At 61.5% G+C, this 21,187-nt stretch carries 15 protein-coding genes, 1 other RNA gene and 1 pseudogene; 6 read left to right on the top strand and 11 right to left on the bottom strand.

Features of this window, described 5'->3' with window-relative positions; genetic code table 11:
• Both G552_RS0101560 and ffs read left to right on the top strand, forming a co-directional pair.
• Window positions 1–336 (top strand): annotated as a pseudogene (locus G552_RS0101560) (integrase core domain-containing protein); the annotation flags it as partial.
• Between the two features lie 7 nt (window positions 337–343).
• Window positions 344–443, top strand: an RNA gene (ffs, locus tag G552_RS15945) — signal recognition particle sRNA small type.
• Window positions 444–562: 119 nt separating this feature from the next.
• Here ffs and gyrA read toward each other — a convergent pair.
• From gyrA to G552_RS0101540, 4 genes are all read right to left on the bottom strand, one after another.
• On the bottom strand, window positions 563–2,983 hold the full coding sequence (gene gyrA / locus G552_RS0101555) for a DNA gyrase subunit A (protein ID WP_027881415.1): 2,421 nt from the start codon (window positions 2,981–2,983) through the stop codon (window positions 563–565).
• A 160-nt stretch (window positions 2,984–3,143) separates the two neighbouring features.
• Window positions 3,144–4,316 (bottom strand): DUF1501 domain-containing protein, encoded by a 1,173-nt coding sequence (locus G552_RS0101550; RefSeq protein WP_027881414.1) that lies wholly within the window; start codon window positions 4,314–4,316, stop codon window positions 3,144–3,146.
• A 10-nt stretch (window positions 4,317–4,326) separates the two neighbouring features.
• On the bottom strand, window positions 4,327–5,523 hold the full coding sequence (locus G552_RS0101545; protein ID WP_027881413.1) for a DUF1800 domain-containing protein: 1,197 nt from the start codon (window positions 5,521–5,523) through the stop codon (window positions 4,327–4,329).
• An 80-nt stretch (window positions 5,524–5,603) separates the two neighbouring features.
• Entirely contained in the window at window positions 5,604–7,904 is a 2,301-nt protein-coding gene (locus G552_RS0101540) for a GNAT family N-acetyltransferase (protein ID WP_027881412.1), read from the bottom strand.
• Window positions 7,905–8,503: 599 nt separating this feature from the next.
• Here G552_RS0101540 and G552_RS0101530 point away from each other — a divergent pair.
• Window positions 8,504–8,872, top strand: coding sequence for a winged helix-turn-helix domain-containing protein (locus G552_RS0101530; RefSeq protein WP_245575077.1), 369 nt, complete (start codon window positions 8,504–8,506; stop codon window positions 8,870–8,872).
• A gap of 217 nt (window positions 8,873–9,089) precedes the next feature.
• Here the strand turns inward: G552_RS0101530 and ftsH are convergent, their stop codons facing one another.
• Complete coding sequence (ftsH, locus tag G552_RS0101525) at window positions 9,090–10,955, bottom strand: ATP-dependent zinc metalloprotease FtsH (RefSeq protein ID WP_027881410.1); 1,866 nt, start codon at window positions 10,953–10,955, stop codon at window positions 9,090–9,092.
• Window positions 10,956–11,186: 231 nt separating this feature from the next.
• Between ftsH and G552_RS0101520 the strand changes: the two genes are divergently transcribed.
• The gene (locus tag G552_RS0101520) at window positions 11,187–12,551 is read left to right on the top strand and encodes a tetratricopeptide repeat protein (RefSeq protein ID WP_027881409.1); all 1,365 of its coding nucleotides are present in this window, start codon (window positions 11,187–11,189) and stop codon (window positions 12,549–12,551) included.
• Between the two features lie 2 nt (window positions 12,552–12,553).
• Here the strand turns inward: G552_RS0101520 and G552_RS0101515 are convergent, their stop codons facing one another.
• A complete protein-coding gene (locus G552_RS0101515) occupies window positions 12,554–13,615 on the bottom strand; it encodes a M42 family metallopeptidase (RefSeq protein WP_027881408.1) in 1,062 nt (353 codons plus the stop codon).
• Between the two features lie 46 nt (window positions 13,616–13,661).
• On the opposite strand from G552_RS0101515, the gene mgsA reads away from it, so the two are divergent.
• Window positions 13,662–14,054, top strand: coding sequence for a methylglyoxal synthase (gene mgsA, locus G552_RS0101510; protein WP_027881407.1), 393 nt, complete (start codon window positions 13,662–13,664; stop codon window positions 14,052–14,054).
• A gap of 19 nt (window positions 14,055–14,073) precedes the next feature.
• On the opposite strand, the gene G552_RS0101505 is transcribed toward mgsA, so the two are convergent.
• From G552_RS0101505 to G552_RS14545, 3 genes are all read right to left on the bottom strand, one after another.
• On the bottom strand, window positions 14,074–15,936 hold the full coding sequence (locus G552_RS0101505; protein WP_027881406.1) for a hypothetical protein: 1,863 nt from the start codon (window positions 15,934–15,936) through the stop codon (window positions 14,074–14,076).
• Between the two features lie 222 nt (window positions 15,937–16,158).
• Window positions 16,159–16,383: a hypothetical protein gene (locus tag G552_RS0101500; protein ID WP_027881405.1), complete on the bottom strand. Its 225-nt coding sequence runs from the start codon at window positions 16,381–16,383 to the stop codon at window positions 16,159–16,161.
• A gap of 51 nt (window positions 16,384–16,434) precedes the next feature.
• On the bottom strand, window positions 16,435–17,634 hold the full coding sequence (locus tag G552_RS14545; protein WP_051195631.1) for a class I SAM-dependent methyltransferase: 1,200 nt from the start codon (window positions 17,632–17,634) through the stop codon (window positions 16,435–16,437).
• Between the two features lie 368 nt (window positions 17,635–18,002).
• On the opposite strand from G552_RS14545, the gene G552_RS0101490 reads away from it, so the two are divergent.
• Complete coding sequence (locus tag G552_RS0101490; RefSeq protein WP_027881404.1) at window positions 18,003–19,229, top strand: cysteine desulfurase; 1,227 nt, start codon at window positions 18,003–18,005, stop codon at window positions 19,227–19,229.
• A 12-nt stretch (window positions 19,230–19,241) separates the two neighbouring features.
• On the opposite strand, the gene G552_RS0101485 is transcribed toward G552_RS0101490, so the two are convergent.
• Both G552_RS0101485 and malQ read right to left on the bottom strand, forming a co-directional pair.
• A complete protein-coding gene (locus tag G552_RS0101485; protein WP_027881403.1) occupies window positions 19,242–19,634 on the bottom strand; it encodes a VOC family protein in 393 nt (130 codons plus the stop codon).
• Between the two features lie 29 nt (window positions 19,635–19,663).
• A complete protein-coding gene (gene malQ, locus G552_RS0101480) occupies window positions 19,664–21,166 on the bottom strand; it encodes a 4-alpha-glucanotransferase (protein ID WP_027881402.1) in 1,503 nt (500 codons plus the stop codon).
• Window positions 21,167–21,187 lie beyond the last annotated feature (21 nt).

Here is a 21,187-nt window from a genome sequence, read left to right as displayed (position 1 = left end):
CATGGCCGAGTTTGAGGAGGCCTGCTGTGCTCTGGGGATTGCCTTGTTTGTGCTGCCGCCGAGGAGTCCTAAACTCAATGGTCACGTGGAGCGGGTGCAACGGACCTTTAGGGAGGAGCTCTATACCCGGCCTCTGCCCCCCCGGCTCAGCGAGCTACAGGCAGAGCTGGATGCCTACCTGGACCACTACAACCGCCGAAGGCCTCACATGGCCCTGGGGGGTCTTGCTCCCTTGGAGTATTTAGCTATGATGCAGGAGGAGTCGGTTCCCCAGTCTCACATGTGTTGACCGATTACAAGGGCTGTTGCTTCGAGGGGGAGCTGTGCTATCCTTGAGGTCGCGTCCTCGGTCTGACGCGGCGTACCAGCGTGAACCGGGTCAGGGCCGGAAGGCAGCAGCCCTAAGCGCCACGGAACGGGTGCCGTCAGGAAGCCGGGGGCGCTTTTGTTTTTTGGCTACACCCCCCGCAAAGGCCACCTGGAGCGATTCCCTTCCGCGCTTTTTTCTGCAGGGAAAGCGGGGCCTTTACAAAGGCCCCACCGTGGCAGGTTCATGGTGGTATTAGTCCTCCGAGGCCACCACAAACGCCGAGGCCAGTTCGTCATTTTCCGCTAGGTTCATAATCTTGACCCCGCTGGTGGCCCGCCCATACTGGGAAATCTGGGCCACCTTGGTGCGGATGGCGATGCCCCGTTTGGAGAGTACCAATAGGTCTTCATCGCCCTTGACCCGCAAAAGCGCGGCGAGCTGCCCTACCTTGGGGTTCGTGTTGAAGGTGATAACCCCCATCCCACCGCGCCCTTGCAAGGGATACTCCGAGACCGGGGTGCGCTTGCCGTAGCCTAGGGTACCCACGGCCAACACCTCGCCTTCCTCGCCTTTGGGCAGCACCACCAAAGAGACCACCTCGTCGGCACGACCCGGCTTGAAACGAATGCCGGTCACCCCCTGACTGGCCCTTCCGGTAGCCCGCACCTCGGCTAGGTCGAAGCGGATAGCCTGGCCACTGCGCGTAGCCAACATCACCTGGTCGCCCTCCTGGGCGATGGCCACCCCCACCAAGGCGTCGTTTTCCACCAGGTTGATGGCAATCAGCCCGGCGCTGCTCAGGTTTTGGTACTCTCTAATCTCGGTTTTCTTGACTAGGCCACCCCGGGTGGCAAAGACGAAATAACCCGGCTGGGTCAGGTCGCGCACGCTGAGCAAAGCCGCCACCTCTTCGCCCTCGGCCAAGGGGAGCAGGCTCACCACATGGGTTCCCCTAGCCTGACGGCTGGCCTCAGGCAGCTCGTGCACCTTCTCGGCATAGACCCGACCCCGGTTGGTAAAGAGAAGCAGGGTATCGTGCATCGAGGCCACAAACACCGAGATGGCCTCGTCCTCTTCCTTGGGTTTGCCAGCCTGGGCCCCCACCCCGCCGCGACCCTGGGCGCGGTAGGCCTCGAGGGGGGTGCGCTTCAAAAAGCCCTGACTGGTAAGGGTAATGACCATCTCCTCGTCTTCGATAAGGTCCTCGAGGCTGAAACCTTCCTCAAACTCGGTAATCTGGGTACGGCGAGCATCCCCGTACTTGCGCTTGATTTCCAGCAGTTCGTCTTTGACCACCTGCCACAGGCGCTTTTCGTCCCCCAGAATAGCCTCGAGGCGGCCAATCTCCTCCATCAGCTCGCGGTACTCCTGCTGTAGCTTCTCCCGCTCGAGGCCCACCAGCCGTTGCAGTCGCATGTCCAGGATGGCCTGGGCCTGCACCTCGGTCAGGTTAAAGCGGCTCATCAGCCCTAAGCGGGCCTCGGCAGCCTCCTGCGAAGCGCGGATTAGGGCGATGACCTCGTCGATGTGGTCAAGGGCAATCAAGAGCCCTTCCAAGATATGGGCCCGCTCCCGGGCCTTGCGCAGGTCATACTCCGTGCGCTTGCGCACCACCTCGCCCCGGTGGTCGAGGTAGTAGCGCATCATCTGGGGCAGGGAAAGCACCTTGGGCTCACCATGCACAATAGCCAGGAGGTTCACCGTAAAGCTGGTCTGCAAACGCGAGTGCTTGTAGAGCTTGTTGAGCACCACCTGGGGATTGGCCCCCCGCTTGAGCTCCACCACAATGCGCATCCCCTGGCGGTCAGACTCGTCGCGCAGGGCAGCCACTTCCTCAATGACCTTGTTGCGCACCAGGGAAGCTATCTGGGCAATCAGGTCGGCCTTGTTCACCTGGAAAGGAATCTCGGTGAAAACCAACATGGCCCGCCCATTTTTCTCCTCGTTGCGTACTCGGGCCCGCACCTTGAGGCTGCCCCGCCCGGTGGCGTAAGCCTCCCGGATACCTCGGCGGGAAAGCTTGGCCCCGGTGGGAAAGTCCGGCCCCGGGAGCACCTTCATAATCTCGTCTAAGGTAACCTCGGGGTTGTCGATCATGAGGGCCAGAGCGTCGACCACCTCGCTCAGGTTGTGCGGTGGCAGACTGGTGGCCATACCCACCGCAATGCCTGCTGCCCCGTTGACCAGCATGTTGGGCAAGGCCGAGGGCAGCACCTCAGGTTGCAGGTGGGTGCCATCGTAGTTGGGCACCATCGGCACGGTCTCTTTGTCGAGGTCCTGGAGCATCTCGTAGCCTAGGCTGGAAAGCCGGGCCTCGGTATAGCGCGGGGCGGCGGGAGGATCGTTGTCAATGGAGCCAAAGTTCCCCTGGCCGTCTATAAGGGGGTACCGCAGGCTCCACTCCTGGGCCATGCGCACCATAGTGTCGTAAATGGCCGCATCGCCGTGAGGGTGGAATTTACCCATTACCTCGCCCACAATTTTGGCGCTTTTGACGTGCTTGCGGTTGGGCAGCACCCCGTCTTGGTAAGCCGCATAGAGGATGCGTCGCTGCACGGGTTTTAGGCCGTCGCGCACATCGGGCAGAGCCCGATCCACTATGACCGACATGGCGTAGTTGATGAAACTTTGCTTGACCTCGTCGGTAATCTCAATGGGCAAAACCTGGGACATCTGGTATCTCCTGTCCTTTCAGAACAAAAAAAGCGCTTGGGTCGCGCTCTATTTCCAACGGCTTATTATACTCCAACCGGTGGTTTACGTCAAAAACAGAAACCTGGTACAGCCACCGAACCGGGCCGCCCCCGGCCCTTCCAAGCCGCACGGCTCTGGTCTAAAAGAGACGCAACGGCTGGAATGTATCTCCCAGCACCACCTTAGGGTCGGCCGCAATCCACTCTAAAGCGGCGGCATAGACATTACGAAAATCGGTCTGGTACTTTAGCGCGTTGAGTTCCAGGTCCTCGAGGTTAGGCTCATCCCCGTACACTCCCCCTTTCACCCCTCCTCCCAGTACCAGCATCAACCCTCCTTCCCCATGGTCGGTACCGAAGGAAGCGTTTTCCGCCACCTGCCGGCCAAACTCGCTGAAGACCAACAGCATCACATCCCTATCCCGACCGATGGCCTTCATATCAGCCCGAAAAGCAGCCAAGGCCTGCGCCAAGTAACCGAGCAGCTCAGCCTGGCGGGGGGGTTGTCCGGCATGGGTATCCCACCCCCCCAGGGTAGTGTAGTACACGCTGCTGCCCAGCCCCCCGGCTATCATACGGGCGATATCGGCCATGCTTTTGCCAAAGGCATTGTCGGGGTACTGCGCCTGGTTGCGAACCGCACGCAACGCCCCTACCCGGTCCAGCGCGCTACGTAGAGCCAACATAGCCTGGCGCACTTCCTCGGCAGGGCCACGGCGGGGTTGGCGGATTTCTTGCGCCAAAGCCTGCTCGAAAGACCGGGGTAGGCGGATACTGAAAGCATCGATGCTCTGGATAGCCGGTGCGGTGCGCTTATCCCCTACCAGGGCCTGGGGGGAGGCTCCACCCAAAAAAGTGTCGCAAAAAGGATCCTCCTGCAAATCACCCCAACGGCCCAGCCAACCGGTTTTCTCCTTGCGACTGGGATCAGCCGTGTGCCAGATAGACGTCGAAATAAAATGGCTGCGGTTGGGGTTAGGGTAGCCCACCTGAGGGATCAGGGCTAGGTCGCCTTGCTCCCACATGGACATAAGCGGTCTGAGGGCTGGGTGAAGACCCAGTTGTTGCCCGTTGAAGCCCAAGTCCAAAATTTCTTCGCGTTTGATGGCGATATTGGGCCGCAGCCGGTAGTACAGCTCGTTGCGGTAGGGCACCAGGGTATTAAGCTGGTCGTTGCCGCCAAAAAGGTTAACCACCAACAGGACTTTGTCCTTGGCCTGAGCAGCCAGAGCCGTTTTGGAAAGCAACGAGGGGGCACCCTGGCCCAGGGCCAAAGCCAGGAGGGATCGTTTGATAAAATCACGTCTATCCATGAAAGGCTCCCTACAGTAGTTGCGCTTCCGGCTTCACCAACGCCAGGGGGCTACTGGCCCCATCCATAAACACAGCCAGATCGAGAGAACTCTCGCGGCCCGCAAACCCAGCCAGCAGGTTCAAGCGAGTCAATAATAGCGACTCGGCCAGCCAGGCCCGCCCCCCCTCCCAGCCCGCCACGCTAGGGGGATCAAAGGGCACCTGACCCATGGCTGCTAGGGCCTGGTAAAGCACTCGACCCGAGCGCCCTGCGAAATCTATGCTTTCCACACCAGCAGCGTATAAAAGCCCCACCAGGTACTCCAGCGGGCTTTTGATGAGGGCATTGCGGTATTGGGGCTGATAGAAGACCTCCCGGGTAAACAGCCAGCGCAAGAACTCTCTGGTTTCCATGGTGCGCAAAATCTTAGCCCCCTCCTGCACCAAGGCCTCGGGTGGCTCAGGACTTAGGTAGAAGCGCAGCAATTTTCGTGCAAGGAAGAGATAGGTCTGGGGGTGTTCAATCAGGATTTGCAGCACCTCCTCGCCGGTGCGTACCCGCTGGCCTAGGAAGGTTTTTTCCCTAGGGTCGTGCCAGGCGCGGTTGAACACAAATTCAAAGGGCACGTTGGCTCTGGCCTCACGGGGGCGCTGCCCGCCAGAAAGCCGCACTGTCCAGCCTGTGAAGGCTCGAGCCGCCTCAAGGATGTCCTGCTCGGTGTAGTGACCCGGGCCTATGGTGAAAAGCTCGAGCAGCTCGCGGGCCCAGTTCTGGTTGGGATGCTCCTTTCGGCTCTGGGCATTGTTGAGGTAAAGCAGCATCACCGGATCCTTAGCCATGGCCTTGAGCAATTCGCCATAAGGCCCGTAGCCTAACCGGCGGAACGTGGCAAACTGGTTCCAAAAGTCAATCCCCTGGGCTCCCATGGTCTCGCGAAACTCAGAGGTGAGGTGACCGTGCCAAAACAGCACCATTCGTTCCGCGGCAGGAGTGGGAGTGCGGAGCCAGTGGTTAATCCAAAGCTGGCTGATCTCGAGGTGCTGCTGGAGACGCTCGGCACGGGTGGCACTGGTAGTGTAGGGAGGAGCAGGTCTAGGCGGTTGCAACAGGTGATCGACCGCCGCCTCCAAGCCCATTTCAGCCAGCCCTTGGGCCTCTTCTCGGCGCCCACGGGCCGCCATCCGCCGTAGAAGGTGCACGGCGTTGGTGTAGGTGAGTGTTGACATTGCTTTTCCTTGCATGGGTTTACTTGTTTCTAGAATATAGCCCCGCAAGGTGAGTTTGCGCTATGTAACGCCCCAACCCCTTACTCCCGCAAGCGAACCGCAGCCCGGGTAAGCGCCGTGTGCTGCGGTGTAGCCGCTAAGTCAAGCTCGAGGCCCACCACCTCGGGCAGTTCCTCTACCAAGCGAGACACCCGCAAAAGAAGGTCCTGCAGACTCTCGAGGTGGGCTTTCCCGCTTAGGGGCGTGAGCATCTGCCAAGCTTCGATATCGGTCAGCGGGGTAATACGAATACCCAACACCTGCTCCCCCAAAGGCAGGCCGGTGAGGGCTAAGGTTAGCACCGGGCCAAACAAGGGGTCATGTACAATGCGCAAGGCTAGGGCAATGCCCTCCTGGGGTGGGGAGGAAAGCCTAAGGCCGAAATAGCCCAGCAGTTGTGCGGCCAGCTTCGGCGTCAAGAGGCCCCGGGCCCGACCCACCAAGGCCCGGGCCTGGTCTTCTTGTACATCGTGGTCGGGAATCTCCCCAGGGGGGCTTTCCCGCCAGCGGGCATACGCGTAGGCCGCCGCCAAGGCCCGCCCTGCCGACTCGGGGAAACGGTAGGAGGGCACCTGTTCCCTTTGCAAGCGCACCCGGGGCTGCCCTGCAGCCATAAAGCAGGTTAGGACAGGAATGCCCACCCCCTGGGCTCGGGCCTCTTGCAGGGCCTCCCGCAAAGCCCCGGCCACCTCCTCTATGCTAGCGTAGCCTAGGGGTACAAAAAGGGCGATAGCAGCGTGACAACCACTGGTTAGCAGCACCTTGGCCGAACTCCGGTAGTCTTCTGCCGAGGCCCTCGAGCCCAGGTCGTGTACCTCAGCCACCAGCCCCTCGGCCCGCAAGGCCTCGGCAGCCAAGGCGGCTGGCCCAGAGGCATTGGTTAGAAGGGCCACCCGTGGGCCTTCGGGCAAGGGCTGATGGGCCAGCAAAGCGGCAATGTCAAACATCTCTTCTAGATTTTCCGCCCGCACCACCCCGGTCTGCTTAAACAAGGCCTCCACCACCACGTCCCTTCCAGGCCGCACGGCTAGGATGGGCTTTTTACGCCCTACCCGCCGGGCTAGCCGGGCAAAGCGCCGGGGATTGCCGAACGACTCTACATACAAGAGGATCAGACCCGTATCGGGGTCTTCCTCCCAGTACTGGATCAGGTCGTTGGAGGATATATCGGCCTTGGCCCCCAGCGAAACGAAGTTAGAGAACCCCAGGCCCATCTCCCGGGCATACTCCAGCACCGCCAGCCCCACTGCTCCGCTTTGGCTGGACATGGCGATGCGGCCCCTTAAAGGAAGGGCCGGGGCCAGACCAGCACAAAGCTGCACCTCAGGGCTGGTGCTCATCAAAGCCAGCGAACCCGGCCCCAACAAGCGCATCCCATACTGTTGGCAGGTTTGCAACAAAGCTTGAATCTGGGGGGGGTTCATATCGGTGGTAATCACCATCAAAGCCCGTACCCCACGCTGCCCACAGGCTTCGGCGACCTCGAGAACCTTGTCGCGAGGGGTGGTAATGACCGCTAGATCCACCGGCCCAGGCACGGCTTTGATGGAGGGATAGGCCAGCATGGAGCCCACCACCGGCACCTCCCCCGGAGCCAAGGCCGCCGCCGGGTTGACCGGGTAGACCGGGCCCTGAAAACGGTTGAGCACTAGATGCTCCAACACCCGGTAGCCCACGCTGTTGGGGTCGCGCGAGGCCCCCACCACCGCCACCCCTCGAGGACGCAGCACCGGCAAAAGCGAGGCCACTGTGGCTACCCGCTCGCGCAGCTCAAAACGGGCCACCATCTCTGGGCTGGGTTCGATATCGAAGCTAACCTCCACCTCGCCTGATTCGGTGTGGGCCTCCACCTTGAACCCACTGGCCTTGAACACATCCAGCATCTGTTTGTTTTCGGCCAAGGTGTAGGCGTGGAAGCGGCGGATGCCCCGCCGCACCCCAATCAGGGCCAATCGCTCCAACAGGAGTGAGCCAAGCCCCCGACCCTGGTACCAGTCGTCCACCAAAAAGGCCACCTCTGCCGTGATGGCCCCTGGCCCCTCCTGCACGTACTCCCCTGTAGCGATGATGCGCTCGGGATCGCCGGTAAGCACCACCAGGGTTACTTTGTCCTCCCCCTCCGGCTTGCGCAAAAGCAAGTCCGCAGCAACCTCGGGTTGGATTTCCGAAAAGAAGCGGTATGTGCGGGCCTGAGGGGAAAGGCGTTTGAGGAACTCGATGAATAGCTCGCGATCCTCGGGCCGGGCCGGGCGCAAAGTAGCGGTGCGACCATCCTTAAGCAGGATGGGGCCGGACTCGAGGGCATACTGTGGGGTAGGCGGGGGAATGTAGCGTTCGGGCATAACAGCGTCCTATTACCAGGATAACGGCAAAATATAAGGTAAACTGTCGTTCCAGGGTAGTGCGCAACAAACGTAAGCTGACCCAAAACTCGACGGGCCTCAAGATCAAAGGAGGGTGGATTTATTACACGTATGAAACTACAGGATCATATTATGCGACTGGGCAAGCCTATCCTCATTGAATGGCCTGCCCGGGGAAAGAAGCTCTATGAGTTCAAAGCCGACTTTCTTGAGACCCTCGAGCCCATCAAAGAGCGTATTTTGAAGGCCCGAAACCCCCAGGCAGAAGAAATTACCCGGCACATCATCGGCATTGAGCGTTGGGGCCAGCGCCGATTGTCGGTGGCCTGGGGTCAGCCATTGGTAATGACGAGCACCATCCGTATAAGCCCCCTCAAGGGCTCAGCCAGGAAGCCCTGGCGACTGAGTTTCACAACACCCGATGGCACACCCTCTGGGTCGTCGAAAGGCTATACAGCACCGTTGACCCCGAGTACATTCCCCACAATGCGATGGGCCCTCTTTCCATCCGTGGCTGGTTGTACTACCTTTACCTGCACGCCAATTGGGAAAGCCGTAAGTTGCGCTAAGCTGTCGGCATGGCCGTGCGGCTTCGAGTAAAGTTTTGGCTCGAGTCTGAGTCTGGTCGCTTTTTGCTGGGCCCCGGCACCCTAAGGCTGCTGCTGGCGGTGGCCGAGGAGGGTAGCCTCAAAGCTGGCGCAGGGCGCATTGGCCTGAGCTACCGGGCGGCCTGGGAGCGGCTGCGCAAAGCTGAGGCGGGCCTAGGCTTCCCCCTGCTCGAGCGCTACTCCGGTGGAGAGGGTGGGGGTGGAAGCCACCTGACCCCCGAGGCCTTGGAACTGGTACAGCGCTATCGCAGCTTCCTGCAAGAAGCAGAAGGCCTGCTCGAGGATCGCTTTAACAAAGCCTTTGCCAATTGGCCGTTGCCAGATGTATCAAAAAAATAAAACGTTTGCTCGCTTTACACGGAGCGTTCTGCAAAAAAGTGGCCACTCTTAGGAAAAATGTTGACACAAAATATGCCATATGTTATATTTCTTATTGCCAGACGCTTCATGTACACCCCCCCGGTAGCCAGGCCGGGGGGCCTCCTCTTCTGGCCCACAATCCAAAGATGGCTGCTCGGTTGGGCAGCCATCCAAGGCAAGGCCCCAGAAAGGGGCTTTAGGCTTCGGGGTTAAAGGCGGTGGGAGCCACAGCTTCAGGCTTCTGGGTCTGGGCAATGATCTCCCTTACCCGCTCACCCTGCACAATCTCCGACTCGAGAAGCTCCTCAGCTAGCCGGTGGACGGCCTCAGCGTGCCGAGAAAGCACCTCTTTGGCTTTTTCATAGGCCCGATCCAGAATGGTCCGGATATCGGCATCAATCAGACGGCTGGTCTCCTCAGAGTGATCCTGCTTTTTGGCAATCTCCTCACCCAAGAAGATGGGGCCGGTGTTGGAACCCCAGGCCACGTTTTTGAAGTGGTCGCCCATCCCCCAGTCCAGCACCATCTGCTTGGCCAGGCTGGTGGCCTGCTTGAAATCGTTAGCCGCCCCGGTAGTGATGGTACCTACGAATAGCTCCTCCGCAGCCCGGCCCGCCAGGGTCATAGCCAGGGTGTCCTCGAGGTGCTCCTTACTCATCAGGATGCGCTCTTCGGGCTTGCTCCAGCGCACCCCCAGGGCCATTCCGCGCGGCACAATGGAGACCTTCTCGGTCTTGTCGGCGTAGGGCAGCACCTCGCCGGCAATAGCGTGGCCCGCCTCGTGGTAGGCTACGGCCCGCTTTTCCTGCTCGCTCAGCTTGAGCGTACCGCGCTCGAGGCCCAGCATAATCTTGTCCAAAGCAGCTTGGAAGTGCGCCTGGCTGATCTCGCTGGCGTTCTCCCGGGCCGCTTGTAGCGCAGCCTCGTTGACCAGGTTTTTCAGATCGGCCCCGCTGAACTGAGGGGTTAGACGAGCCAGCGCATGCACATCCACATCAGAAGCGAACTTCTTACCCCGCATGTGCACCTGCAGAATCTCCTTGCGCTCTTCCAGGGTAGGCAGGCCAATCACCACCTGCCGGTCGAAGCGCCCCGGGCGCAAGAGGGCGGGGTCGAGGATGTCAGGGCGGTTGGTTGCAGCCAGCACAATGACGCTGGTATCCTTCTCGAAACCGTCCATCTCCGAGAGGATCTGGTTGAGGGTCTGCTCCCGTTCGTCGTGCCCCCCACCAATGCCAGCGCCGCGCTTGCGTCCGATGGAGTCCAGCTCGTCGATGAAGATAATGGCCGGAGCGTTGCGGCGAGCCTCCTCGAAAAGGGTGCGCACCCGGCTGGCCCCCACCCCCACGAACATCTCCATGAACTCCGAGGCCGAGACCGAGAAGAAGGGCACCCCAGCCTCGCCCGCCACCGCCCGGGTGAGCAGGGTCTTGCCCGTTCCGGGCGGCCCCACCAGCAGCACCCCCTTGGGAATCTCGGCCCCAATGGTGATGTATTTTTGCGGGTTCTTAAGAAAGTCCACCACCTCCATCAGCTCGCGCTTGGCCTCAGTATGCCCGGCCACATCCTTAAAGGTGGTGTTGACCCGCCGCTCCTTACCGTACTGCCGGGCCCGGCTCTGGCCAAACTGCATGACCTGCCCCGCCCCACCCTGGGCCCGCATGAAGAAGAACCACCAGAAGGCAATCAGGGCTGCAATGGGTAGGAGGCTATACAGCAAGGGCCCCCAGATGCTGGGCGGGCGGTTGGTGATCTCAACCCCGTTTTTGCGCAGCAGTTGGATGAGCTCGAGGTCGGTGTAGCCGGAGGGCAGGGCTACCACCGTGAAGCGGTCGGTGGTCTCGGTGGTGTTGCCAACGGAGATGCGCTGCGGGGCTTTGAAGTAGGCGGTAATGCGGCCTTCTTGCAAGACCACCCGCGCTATCTTTCCCTCCTCCACATAGGCGATGAAATCGGTGTACGACACGCTAGTGCGGGTGTTGTTGCCCCCCAGCAGGGTAAAAAGCCAGTAGGCCAGGATGACCACCAGAATCAGGCTCCAAGGATTGATACGTGTAGGCAAATCAAAACCTCCATCAGGTGCCCAGGCACGGGCAGGACATAGGATTCGCCGATTATATACCGGCGAACGGGCGTACCCCTGCAGTATATGCTACGCAATCTCTGGATGAGGAATGGGTCCTGGGGCCTAAACCTCCCAAGGCAGCCCAGCCAAATCCCTTAAACCCGCTAGGTGCCATACATCGTCACCTAGTGCTCATCCCTTCTAATCCCGGGCGATATGATGTGAACAATGCAAGTAGTGCTCGAGGCCCTCCATCAAGGCGACTACGATACCGCGTTCGAGGTGCTGATACGCACCCTGGCTTTGGCTCAGGGCGAGAAGGCTGCGGAGGTGGCCTTGCTGCTGGCCGAAGCCTATTCCTTGTACGGTGAGGGGGGCGTCGAGGGCGCCCATCGCGCTTTGGAAGAAGGCTTGGCCAGCCTCCCTACCCTCGAGGCCCACCCCCGCTACCGCTCGATACTGGGCGAACTGCGCGCTTTGGAAGGAGCCTCCGAGGATGAGGTGCGCCAGATTCTACCCAAGACCAACGACCCCCAGGCCCTCTACCACCAAGCGCAAGCGCTGATGTACCTGGGCCTGCCGGAAGAAGCCCTGGAAATCCTAAACCGCCCCCTGCCCCTGCCGGCCTTCCTAAGCTGGCGGGCCCATACCCTGCGGGGCAAGGCCCACGAGCGGCTAGGCCAGGCCAGCGAGGCGGCCACAGCCTACCGCGAGGCCGCTCAGATGGCCTTGGGCATGGAACGCTACTGGAACCTGATTGATGCTGCGGCTATGTATGTGGAGGCTGGAATGGGACAGGAGGCGCTAGAGGCCTTACGAGAAGCCCAGCCTTCCATCCCTGAACTGGAAGACCCCGAGGACGCCGCCACACGCCACTACCTCGAGGCCCGCGGCCAGCTCTTGCTGGGTAATCCCAGCCTGGCCCTGGAAGCCATCCAGCAGGCCCTGGAGAAGGAGCGCGAGGGGGCCGAGCCTGCCCACGGCACCCCTCTGGTGCATGGGCAGGCCCTGATGCAGCTAGGCCAAACCCAGGAGGCCATCGAGGCCTTCAAAGAGGCGGTTCGGCGGGCCGAAAACTCCGATAAGAGCCACGCCCTACACGAGCTGGCGGTGGCCTACCTCGAGGCTGGCAAGCTGGCTGAAGCCGAGGCCACCTTGCGTGAGGTGCTGCGCGATCCCGAGTATAGCTACCTCGGGGAGGCCTACGGCGACCTAGCCGAGACCCTCTATCGGCTGGGTCAGTACGAGGAGGCGGAAAAAGCAGCCCAAGAAGCTATCCGGCAGGGCAGTTTAAGCGCGGGCCACCTCATCCTAGGCAACCTGGCCTACGACCTTTTGCACCTGGAGGAGGCCCTCGCGCACTACAGCATTGCCGTACAAGAAGCGCCTGAGGGCAGCCGCGACTGGGTGACCGCTCAGGAGATGGTGGTGGACACCTTAGCCCAGCTCGGTTTCCGCCATCCTGACGAGATTATCTCGCGCAGCGAGGCCGTGCTGCCCTACTTACACCCTTCCGACGAGTGGCACCAAACCCTGAGCCACTACGCCCAGCGGGCCCGGGGCCTGATGGGGGGCAACCGCACACTCAACTAGGCTCAGCCGACCTCGAGGCGCAGAAGCTCGCCGGTAGAAAGGGGATTCTGAGCGTAAAGGGCTAGCCAGCGAACGATGTGTTCCACATCGTCCAGGTCTATCATCTCCGAGGGGCTGTGCATGTAGCGGTTGGGCACCGAAAGGATGGCGGTGGGAATGCCTTCCCGCACCAAAGCAATCTCGTCGGCATCGGTACCAGAATAGCCCGCATGGGCCTCGAGGGTGTGGGGAATGCCGTGGGTCTGGGCGATCTGCCGCAGGCGTGCCACCACCTTAGGGTGGGCAAAAGGACCGATATCCAGCACCCCTCCCTTGCCCAAAGCCCCCTCCCCCACCAGCTTCTTGTCCATCTCGGGGGCCGCCGAGCAGTGGGTGACATCCACCACCAAGGCGGTGTCGGGCTCGAGGCGGAAAGCCGCCGTGCGGGCCCCATAGGCCCCGATCTCCTCCTGCACCGTGGCCACCGCGGTCACCTGGGCCTCCACCCCGAGTGCTTTGGCCTGGTGAAGGGCCTCCAGCACAATAAAGGCCCCTATACGGTTATCAATGGCTTTGGAGACCAGGCGGCGGCCCAACAAGTAGCGGAAGGGCTGGTCGATAACCCCAATGGAGCCCACCTCGAGCCACTCCCGGGCCTCTTGGCCATCCTTGGCCCCAATGTCAGCCCAAAGGGTTTTGAGCTTCACCGCTTTTTCTCGCTCCTCGGGCTCGAGTAGGTGGATGGCTTTGCGCCCCACCACCCCGCATACCTCTCCCCGGGGCCCTTTGAAGCGCAGGCGCTGCCCTACCAACACCTGGGGGTCCCAGCCGCCCAGGGCCTTGAACCAGATAAAACCGTTATCGTCGATATGCGAGACGATCACCCCTATCTCGTCCATGTGGCCGGCCAGCATCAGACGAGGGGAACCCCCGGGGTTTATAGTGGCGTAGACGTTGCCGTGGCGGTCGGCATCCACCTGCTCAGCAAAGGTGCGGGCTTGGGCAAGCCACAAAGCGGCCACCTCTTGCTCGAAGCCGGTAGGGCCTAGGGACTGCAGGAGCTGTTCGAGGAAATCGAGGTTCATAGGTATCTCCCCACTAGGGATTGTACCGCCCACATAGAATAGGGCCATGAAGGCACTGGCCCTCATCGCTCACGACGGCAAGAAGACCGACATGATCTCCTTTGCCAAAGACCATAAAGACCTGCTGGCGCAGTTTCCCCTGGTCGCTACCGGCACCACCGGACGGCTTTTGCAGGAGAAAGCAGGTCTAAAAGTAACCCGCCTGCTCTCGGGCCCACTCGGAGGCGATCAGCAGATCGGGGCTATGGTAGCCGAGGATAAGGTACTGGCGGTCATTTTTCTACGCGACCCTCTCCAGGCTCAACCCCACGAGCCCGACGTACAGGCCCTGATGCGGGTCTGCGACGTGCATAATGTACCGCTGGCCACCAACCTAACCGCTGCCGAGGCGGTGCTGGCCTGGCTGGAAAGCAAACGTTCCCTAAATGAGCTCAGTTAAACGTACAATCCGACCCGGTCTACTTTCGCCCAAGCCAGGAGCGAAAAATGCTACCGGTATCCCGGCCAAAACCGCTCAAGGCCAGCCCCACCCGGCGAATTAATAGGCGGCCAGCCCCCGGGTAGATGTCGCGCAAGGCCCGGTAGAGTACGGGCTCGCCCTCCAGATAAACCTGAAACCGCTCCCCGTCGCAAACCACCCGCAAACGAACCGGCACGCCATGGTAGAGCAGATCGGGTACCCGGCTAAACACGGCATCGTAGGGGTCTTCATAGCCAGCAAAGCGCAGGGCCGCCGTCACTAGGCTCACCTGGTCGTCTAGGTGCAGGGCCACCACCAAATAGTGCTGAGCGTCCTGCCAAAGACAAAGCCCCGCGCAACTCTGGTGTCCTTCTTTGGGATGGGTGCCTGGGGGAAGAATTTCCGCCTCCAAATCCACCAGAGCCCCCTCTTCCCAGGGTACGGTGTAGAAGCTGCGCACCCCTTCCACCGCCTCAATGCACAGCCCACCCTCAGCAGGCGATAGCCTACCTTGGCCTAGGGTGGGTTCCCAGAAAACCAGCGAGTCCTCAGCCGGATGGCTTAGATGAGGAACAAGCACCGTCTGGTGTCCCTGGGCCTGCCAGGGCCCGCCCAACTCCAGCGCTGCCGGCAGCGACACCTCGCGCGGGTGTACCTCGAGGTCGGTGACCTGCCCCACCACCCCTACCCCAGTTGCCTGGGCCAGGCGGGGCTCGAGGAGGGGGACCTCGGAAAAAAGCGGGCGGCCATCCAGGGTAAGGGTTAGGGCAAGCCCATCGTCAAGTACCTGCAGCCAGTGGGGCTGCCCGGGTGGTGCGCTATAAGGCTCGGACGCCAGCACCGCTTGCCGCCGACCATATTGCAGCTTCAAGCGAATCTCATGGGCGTTCAGTTCCAGAGCTAGGTAGTGCTGGGGATCGTGGTAGCGCCAAATCAGGCTGGCTGGTGCACTTAGGCACAGGTGGAAAAGACCACCGGGCACGGGCGGGTGTAGCAGCATACCCGGACCCTGTAACTGCCACACCTCCCCCAAAGGGGCTTTGCGCCCAAGCTGTGGCTGGGGGTCGAATAGTAGGGCGGTACCGTAGCCCTGCCACTCGGGCACATCGGCTACCCGAACTCCATAGACCCGGGTATCGGCCCGGTACCCTTGCTCCCCCAGGATGGACTGATAGATCCCCGCATACAGGTTTGGCCCGGGCTGGTTGTAGGGGTCTATGGCTAGGGGCCGTAGCTTAGGCAGGGCCGGTAGGTGGCGGCTACCCTCGAGGGAGGCCCCATAATAAACCACCCCCCGCTCCCGCAGCAGGGAAATCAGGTAAAGGGGATTGTTTTGTACGCCCAGCAGTAAGTGGTGGAGGCCCCGCTGCTTGGCCACACAAAGCCGACCATTGTAGTGGGAATGCCCCTGCATGACCAGGGCCTGCCCAGAGTCTAGGGGCTGGCTCGGAACGGGATGGTCGAACCAACCCACAGCCAAGTTTTCCCGCATGGGCTGGGCGGTGTAGTGGACTTTGAACGGCAGGGGTGTACCCCTGCTGGACTGACCTCCCAAAAGCCGTCCCGGCAGCGCACCTGGCTCAGCGGTTTGAGAGTTATTGTGCCCGTTGAGCAAAAAAACCGCCAGGGCCAGACCGGCCCTGCGGGCAAAAGGGCCATAGGCCACCCCCTGACGGCCCCACCCTGGGGTGTCTAGGGGAGCAAAACGCAAAGCCCCGTCTTCTATGGAAATTTTGGCCTCTTCATCCACCCCAAGGCGCACCACCCCCTCTTCGGTAGTACTGCCAATCACCTCACCTGGACGCAACTCTTGGGAAAAGCTATCGCGGATTTCCATTGGGGCGGAGGGCGAGGGTTTCATGGTATCCCTTGCTTATACCGGCTTACTTTACTGTGATGGACATAACCCTGGCGTAAAAGAAAGAAAAAACCACCACGGAAGCGAAAGAGGCGGCCGTACCATGCCCCCCCATTGCCGGAGTGTTGCGTTAGAAACGAAAACATAACACCCCGGCATAACGGCTTTTGCCGGGAGAAAAGCCCTTGGCCTAGGGCCCAGGGTCTGGCCTCGCCCCGAGCGTCTTTAGGCCTGAATCCGGACAGGGGGGGTCACGGCTACCCCCTCGCTGCGGGCCCCCTGCTGGACGCCGATGAGAAAGCTCATCTTCATCATGGCGATGATCTGCTCCGTCTGACCGGTCTTGACCAGCTCCTCCACATACTCCGCCAAACCCGGCGGGAAGGGTATCTGCCGAAGGGCTTCGCGGTTGGCTTCGACCATTTGTCGGATCCACTCAACGGGCGTCATATCTACTTGCTAATATAGCACTCAACTTTTCTTACAATAGGTCTTTTGACACTATCGGCCCAAAGCCCAAGGTTTCCTCCGCTGGGCCAGGGGGCTGAGAATGTCTGGATAGGGCAAGGCCACGATGCGCTTTCCCTGGTACGCGGGGCAGATTTGCTCTACCTCCGCAGGCGAATGGCTCAGCAATAGCAGGTAGTCGGGCTCTGCCTCCAGCAACTTTTGCGCCCCGTAGATGGGAATGTGCACACCGGCGATAAACCTCCCCACTGCGCCGGGCTCTTCCCCGACCACAAAGTCGATGATCTCCCGGCCTAGGCCCACATAGTTGAGCAGAATGGCTGCCTGTGCCTCACTGCCAACAGCCGCGATGCTTCGCCCTCGAGCCCGCAGCTCACTGAGCAGCACCAGCAAAGCCTCCCGCACTGCGGCCACCTGGGCCGCGAACTCGAGGTAGTAGCTCGCCTCCCCCAAACCCCATCGCTCCTCCTCCTCTAGATACCACTCCACCGAGGGATCCACTTGTCCCGTCTGGCCAAGGTAGCCGCGCAGATAACCGTAGGGCAACGGCTCGAGCTGCTGCAGCCACAGCCCATGCCGCCGGGCTAAGTGCTGTAGGGCGGCCACGGAGAAATAGTTGAGCTGTTGAAAGGTAAAACGGTTGAACTGCCGGGCCTCGAGCTGGGCCCGAAAGTAAGGCAACTCGAGCACTACCCAACCTTGCTCCTTGAGCAGCAGTCTCAGGCTTTCCATCAGCCCGTTCGGGTCAGGGTGGTAGGCCAAGCCTTGGTTTACCAGCACCATATCGGCCTGTAGGCCCTCCTCCTGTAGGCGCTTAGCCTGGGCCCGATCCAAAGCTAGGGCACGGGTGGGAATGCCTTTGTTGGAGGCCAGCCTGGCTCGCTCCGCTTGGGGTTCAAAGTAGATTAGCCGCAAGCCAGCCTGCATGAGCTGCCGCAGCACTTCCAGGCTGCTCCCCGCCAAGGCCAACACCAACCCCTGGGTGCCTGGCAAGAGATGCTCGGATAATCCCATCTGCGCAGGCGTAAGGGGTATATAGGCTTCCTCACCCAGCCTGCCCATCTGCTGCACCAACCCACAGCGCTTGCAGAAGGCAACCTCGAGGCTGCGCCGCTCCTCCGGCTGCCCGAGTTGCTCGAGGCCCACCACACTGTCAAGAGGCAGCCTGCCCAGGTTCAGGAAATTAACCAGCTCCCCCGAACCGCACGAACGACACAGCTTGACCCTTCTCATCCACACCCTCTGGCCCGAAGCTCTGCGGAGATGTTGTCAGCAAGGCCGCTTCGGTTTCCCCGCCTTTCCATGAAGGGAAGGCAATACCCCAGGATGCTTAGGCCTGAAGAGGTAGCAAAAAAGGCGGGGCAAAACGGCATAGCTACGATGAAACTACGACAAAGTACGTAATCCCCGCGTTATCAGGGCATTTCGCTCAGGTAGGGGGTTTTCGCCCTACGTTAAGGGTCGCCGCGAGGCTCTTTAGAGGGCCAACGTGGTTGTAACGAGGAACTTAACGAGCAGGTCACGGGGAAGCTTTCCGCCTGGCCAGAGGAAATGCACCTTCCCTCCTAAACCTTGCCGACCACATAGGCTACCCTAGGAGCATGACCTTAGCTACCCTCGAGCAAATCCGCCAGGATTTTCCCCTCCTGGCTCGGCATCCCCACCTGGTCTACCTCAACTCGGCGGCCACCAGCCAGAAACCCCAGAGCGTCATCGAGGCCATATCCCGCTACTATCAGGAACAAAACGCCAGCATACACCGTGGGGCCTACACCCTATCGGCCCAGGCCAGCGAGGCCTACGAGCAGGCCCGCCGCACCCTGGCCCGCTTTATTGGGGCCGACGAACGTGAGATCATCTTCGTGCGCAACACCACCGAGGCCCTCAACCTGGTGGCCTATGCTTGGGGGCTGCGCAACCTGCGGCCCGGCGACGAAATTCTTCTGAGCGAGATGGAGCATCACGCCAACCTGGTGCCCTGGCACCTGGTTGGCGCGCAGACCGGGGCCCGCATCAAGGCCATCCCCCTGGGGCCTGACGGGCGGCTCGAGCTGGAGGCCCTCCCCTCCCTACTGAACGAGCGGGTTCGGCTGGTGAGCATCACCCATGTTTCCAACGTGCTGGGTACGGTTAATCCGGTGGCCCAGATCGCCCAGGCAGCCCGGGCGGTAGGGGCACGGGTGGTGGTGGACGGGGCCCAGGCAGCCCCTCATATGCCCGTAGATGTAAAGGCGCTAGGGGCGGACTTCTATGCCTTCTCCGGGCACAAGATGCTGGGGCCTACCGGCGTGGGTGTGCTGTGGGGGCGCTATGAGGTGCTGGAAAGCCTGGCCCCTTTTCTGGGAGGAGGCAGCATGATCCGGGAGGTCTATCTAGACCACTCCACCTACGCCCCACCCCCCCAGCGCTTCGAGGCCGGAACCCCTGCGGTGGCCGAGGCCATCGGGCTGGCAGCAGCCGCGGAGTACCTAATGAACCTGGGCATAGATAGGGTCTGGCAGCACGAGCTCGAGCTCACCGCTTATGCCCTGCAACGTCTGGAAGAAGAACTCCCAGAGGTGCGCACCTTTGGACCCCGGGGCCCCGAGCGTAGCGGGGTAATTCCTTTCGTGCTGGGCAGCCTTCACCCCCACGATGTGGCCACCGCCCTCGACCAACACGGTATCGCCATACGGGCTGGCCACCACTGCGCCCAGCCCCTGCACCGCAAGCTAGGGGTGGCCGCAACGGCCCGGGCCAGCTTTTACCTCTACACCACCCGAGAGGAAGTAGACCGCTTCATCGAGGCTTTGAAAAAGGTGCGGGACTTCTTCCGCGGCTGGCTGTAGACGGGCCTCCTCTCAAAGCTCTAGGCCCCAGATGGCCGCCGGGGCCAACTCGACCAGGTTGCCCGCGGGGTCGTGCACATACAGACTCCGCCCCGCCTTCCACTCGGCCCAGGTCACGCGGTAGCCGTGGGCCTCGAGCCGCTCAGCCCAGCTTGGCAGCTCCTGAGCGGCTACCCGGAAGCAGACGTGCCCGCTGCCCTGAGCCCCATGGGGCGGGAGCTGGGTTTCCTGAAGGGTGGCCTGGGGGTTGAACACCAGAAACACCCCCGGCCCTGTGCGGAAAAACAAGTGCCGCCCCGGTTGTTCAGCAAAAAGCTCCAAGCCCAAAACCCCTTGGTAAAAGGCCCGCGCCGCCTCCAGATCAGAGGCATACAAGCAGGTCTCGAGCACCCCAAGAATGCGCATATACCGTTATACCCTGGCCAAAAACGGCGCTACAAGCGCTGGTGGGCCTTGGCCAAGGCCCGCAGGCTTTGGGCCAGGCCGGGCTCGAGGTCGCCTTCACGGTAGCGCCAGGCCCAGTTGCCCCCCAGACGGCCCGGGTAGTTCATGCGGGCCTCCGGCCCCAGGCCGAGCACATCTTGCAGCGGCACCACTGCCAGCTTAGCCCGGCTTTGGAAGGCCAGCTCGATTAGGGCCCCTGCCGCCTCGTACTCGGAAAGGCAGCGGATGCCCTGGCGGGCCAGGTAGGCCCGCATAAAGGCCCGCTCAGATTCTGGGGCGGTACGGAACCAGCCCAGGGTGGTGTCGTTGTCGTGGGTGCCGCTGTAGACCACCACGTGGCCATGCTCGGGGTAGTGGTGGGGCAGAAAGGGGTTGCTCTCATCGGAAAAGGCAAACTGCAAAATCTTCATCCCGGGAAAGCCAAAGGCATCCCGCAAGGCCTCCACCTCGGGGGTAATCACCCCCAGGTCTTCGGCGATGATGGGCGCATCACCCAAGGCCTGGCGCACGGCTTGGAAGAGCTTTTCGCCAGGAGCCTTGACCCAACGCCCCTCCACCGCATCGGGCCGACCAAAAGGAATCTCCCAATAGGCCTCGAAGCCGCGGAAGTGGTCGATACGCACCAGATGGGCTTGCTTTAGGGCCTGACGAATACGGGCCACCCACCAGGAAAACCCATCCGCCTCCATCACTTCCCAGCGATACAGTGGGTTGCCCCAAAGCTGCCCGGTCTCGGAAAAGTAATCTGGCGGCACCCCCGCTACCACGGTGGGCTGGCCGCTTTCATCCAGGTAGAAATACTCAGGGTGGGCCCAGACATCCGCAGAGTCGAAGGCCACAAAGATGGGCATATCCCCAATGATCTGGATACCCCGGGCCTCGGCGTAAGCCTTAATCCGGCCCCACTCAGTGTAAAACTGCCACTGCACCCACTCGTGCAGGGCCACCTCGTAGGCCAGCTCCTCACGGGCTTTGGCCAGAGCGGCAGGCTCGCGGTCGCGCAGTTCGGGGCTCCACTGGTTCCAGGGTCGTCCACCAAAACGGTTTTTTAGGGCCATGAATAGGGCGTAGTCCTCGAGCCAGGCCCGCTCGGCCTGGACGAAAGCTGCCAGCGCCTCCCGCTCGGATCGGCTGGCCCTAGCCTCGAAACCGGCAAAGGCCCGCCGCAAAAGGGGCCAGCGGGTCTGGTAAAGCTGGCCGTAATCCACAAAGTCCGGGGGGTAGTTGGGGGGGGCTTCCTCCTCCAGCCAGCCCTGGGCAAAAAGCCGCTCGGGGTCAATCAGGTAGGGGTTGCCGGCAAAAGCCGAAAAGGACTGATAAGGCGAGTCGCCGTAGCTGGTCGGCCCCAAAGGCAGGACCTGCCACCAGCGGGCCCCTGCCTGAGCCAGCCAGTCTAGGAAACGTTCGGCCTCGAGGCCCAAGGCCCCTATCCCCCACCGGCCGGGAAAGCTGGTGGGGTGCAGCAGTACCCCAAAGGAACGTCGGATTTGCATAACACGGCTAGTCTATCCCAG

This window comes from Meiothermus rufus DSM 22234, from assembly GCF_000423425.1.
Classification (GTDB): Bacteria; Deinococcota; Deinococci; order Deinococcales; family Thermaceae; genus Meiothermus; species Meiothermus rufus.
The sequence above is the reverse complement of the archived record's forward strand: the minus strand, read 5'-3'. Positions and strand labels throughout refer to the sequence as shown.

Excerpts from the sequence above, each read along its gene's own strand:
- G552_RS0101490 (WP_027881404.1), top strand. The coding sequence starts at position 18,003 with ATGACCTTAGCTACCCTCGAGCAAATCCGCCAGGATTTTCCCCTCCTG.
- G552_RS0101505 (WP_027881406.1), bottom strand. The coding sequence starts at position 15,936 with ATGAAACCCTCGCCCTCCGCCCCAATGGAAATCCGCGATAGCTTTTCC.
- G552_RS0101540 (WP_027881412.1), bottom strand. The coding sequence starts at position 7,904 with ATGCCCGAACGCTACATTCCCCCGCCTACCCCACAGTATGCCCTCGAG.
- G552_RS0101485 (WP_027881403.1), bottom strand. The coding sequence starts at position 19,634 with ATGCGCATTCTTGGGGTGCTCGAGACCTGCTTGTATGCCTCTGATCTG.
- G552_RS14545 (WP_051195631.1), bottom strand. The coding sequence starts at position 17,634 with ATGAGAAGGGTCAAGCTGTGTCGTTCGTGCGGTTCGGGGGAGCTGGTT.
- mgsA (WP_027881407.1), top strand. The coding sequence starts at position 13,662 with ATGAAGGCACTGGCCCTCATCGCTCACGACGGCAAGAAGACCGACATG.
- G552_RS0101515 (WP_027881408.1), bottom strand. The coding sequence starts at position 13,615 with ATGAACCTCGATTTCCTCGAACAGCTCCTGCAGTCCCTAGGCCCTACC.
- G552_RS0101550 (WP_027881414.1), bottom strand. The coding sequence starts at position 4,316 with ATGGATAGACGTGATTTTATCAAACGATCCCTCCTGGCTTTGGCCCTG.
- gyrA (WP_027881415.1), bottom strand. The coding sequence starts at position 2,983 with ATGTCCCAGGTTTTGCCCATTGAGATTACCGACGAGGTCAAGCAAAGT.
- malQ (WP_027881402.1), bottom strand. The coding sequence starts at position 21,166 with ATGCAAATCCGACGTTCCTTTGGGGTACTGCTGCACCCCACCAGCTTT.
- G552_RS0101500 (WP_027881405.1), bottom strand. The coding sequence starts at position 16,383 with ATGACGCCCGTTGAGTGGATCCGACAAATGGTCGAAGCCAACCGCGAA.
- G552_RS0101520 (WP_027881409.1), top strand. The coding sequence starts at position 11,187 with ATGCAAGTAGTGCTCGAGGCCCTCCATCAAGGCGACTACGATACCGCG.
- G552_RS0101545 (WP_027881413.1), bottom strand. The coding sequence starts at position 5,523 with ATGTCAACACTCACCTACACCAACGCCGTGCACCTTCTACGGCGGATG.
- G552_RS0101530 (WP_245575077.1), top strand. The coding sequence starts at position 8,504 with ATGGCCGTGCGGCTTCGAGTAAAGTTTTGGCTCGAGTCTGAGTCTGGT.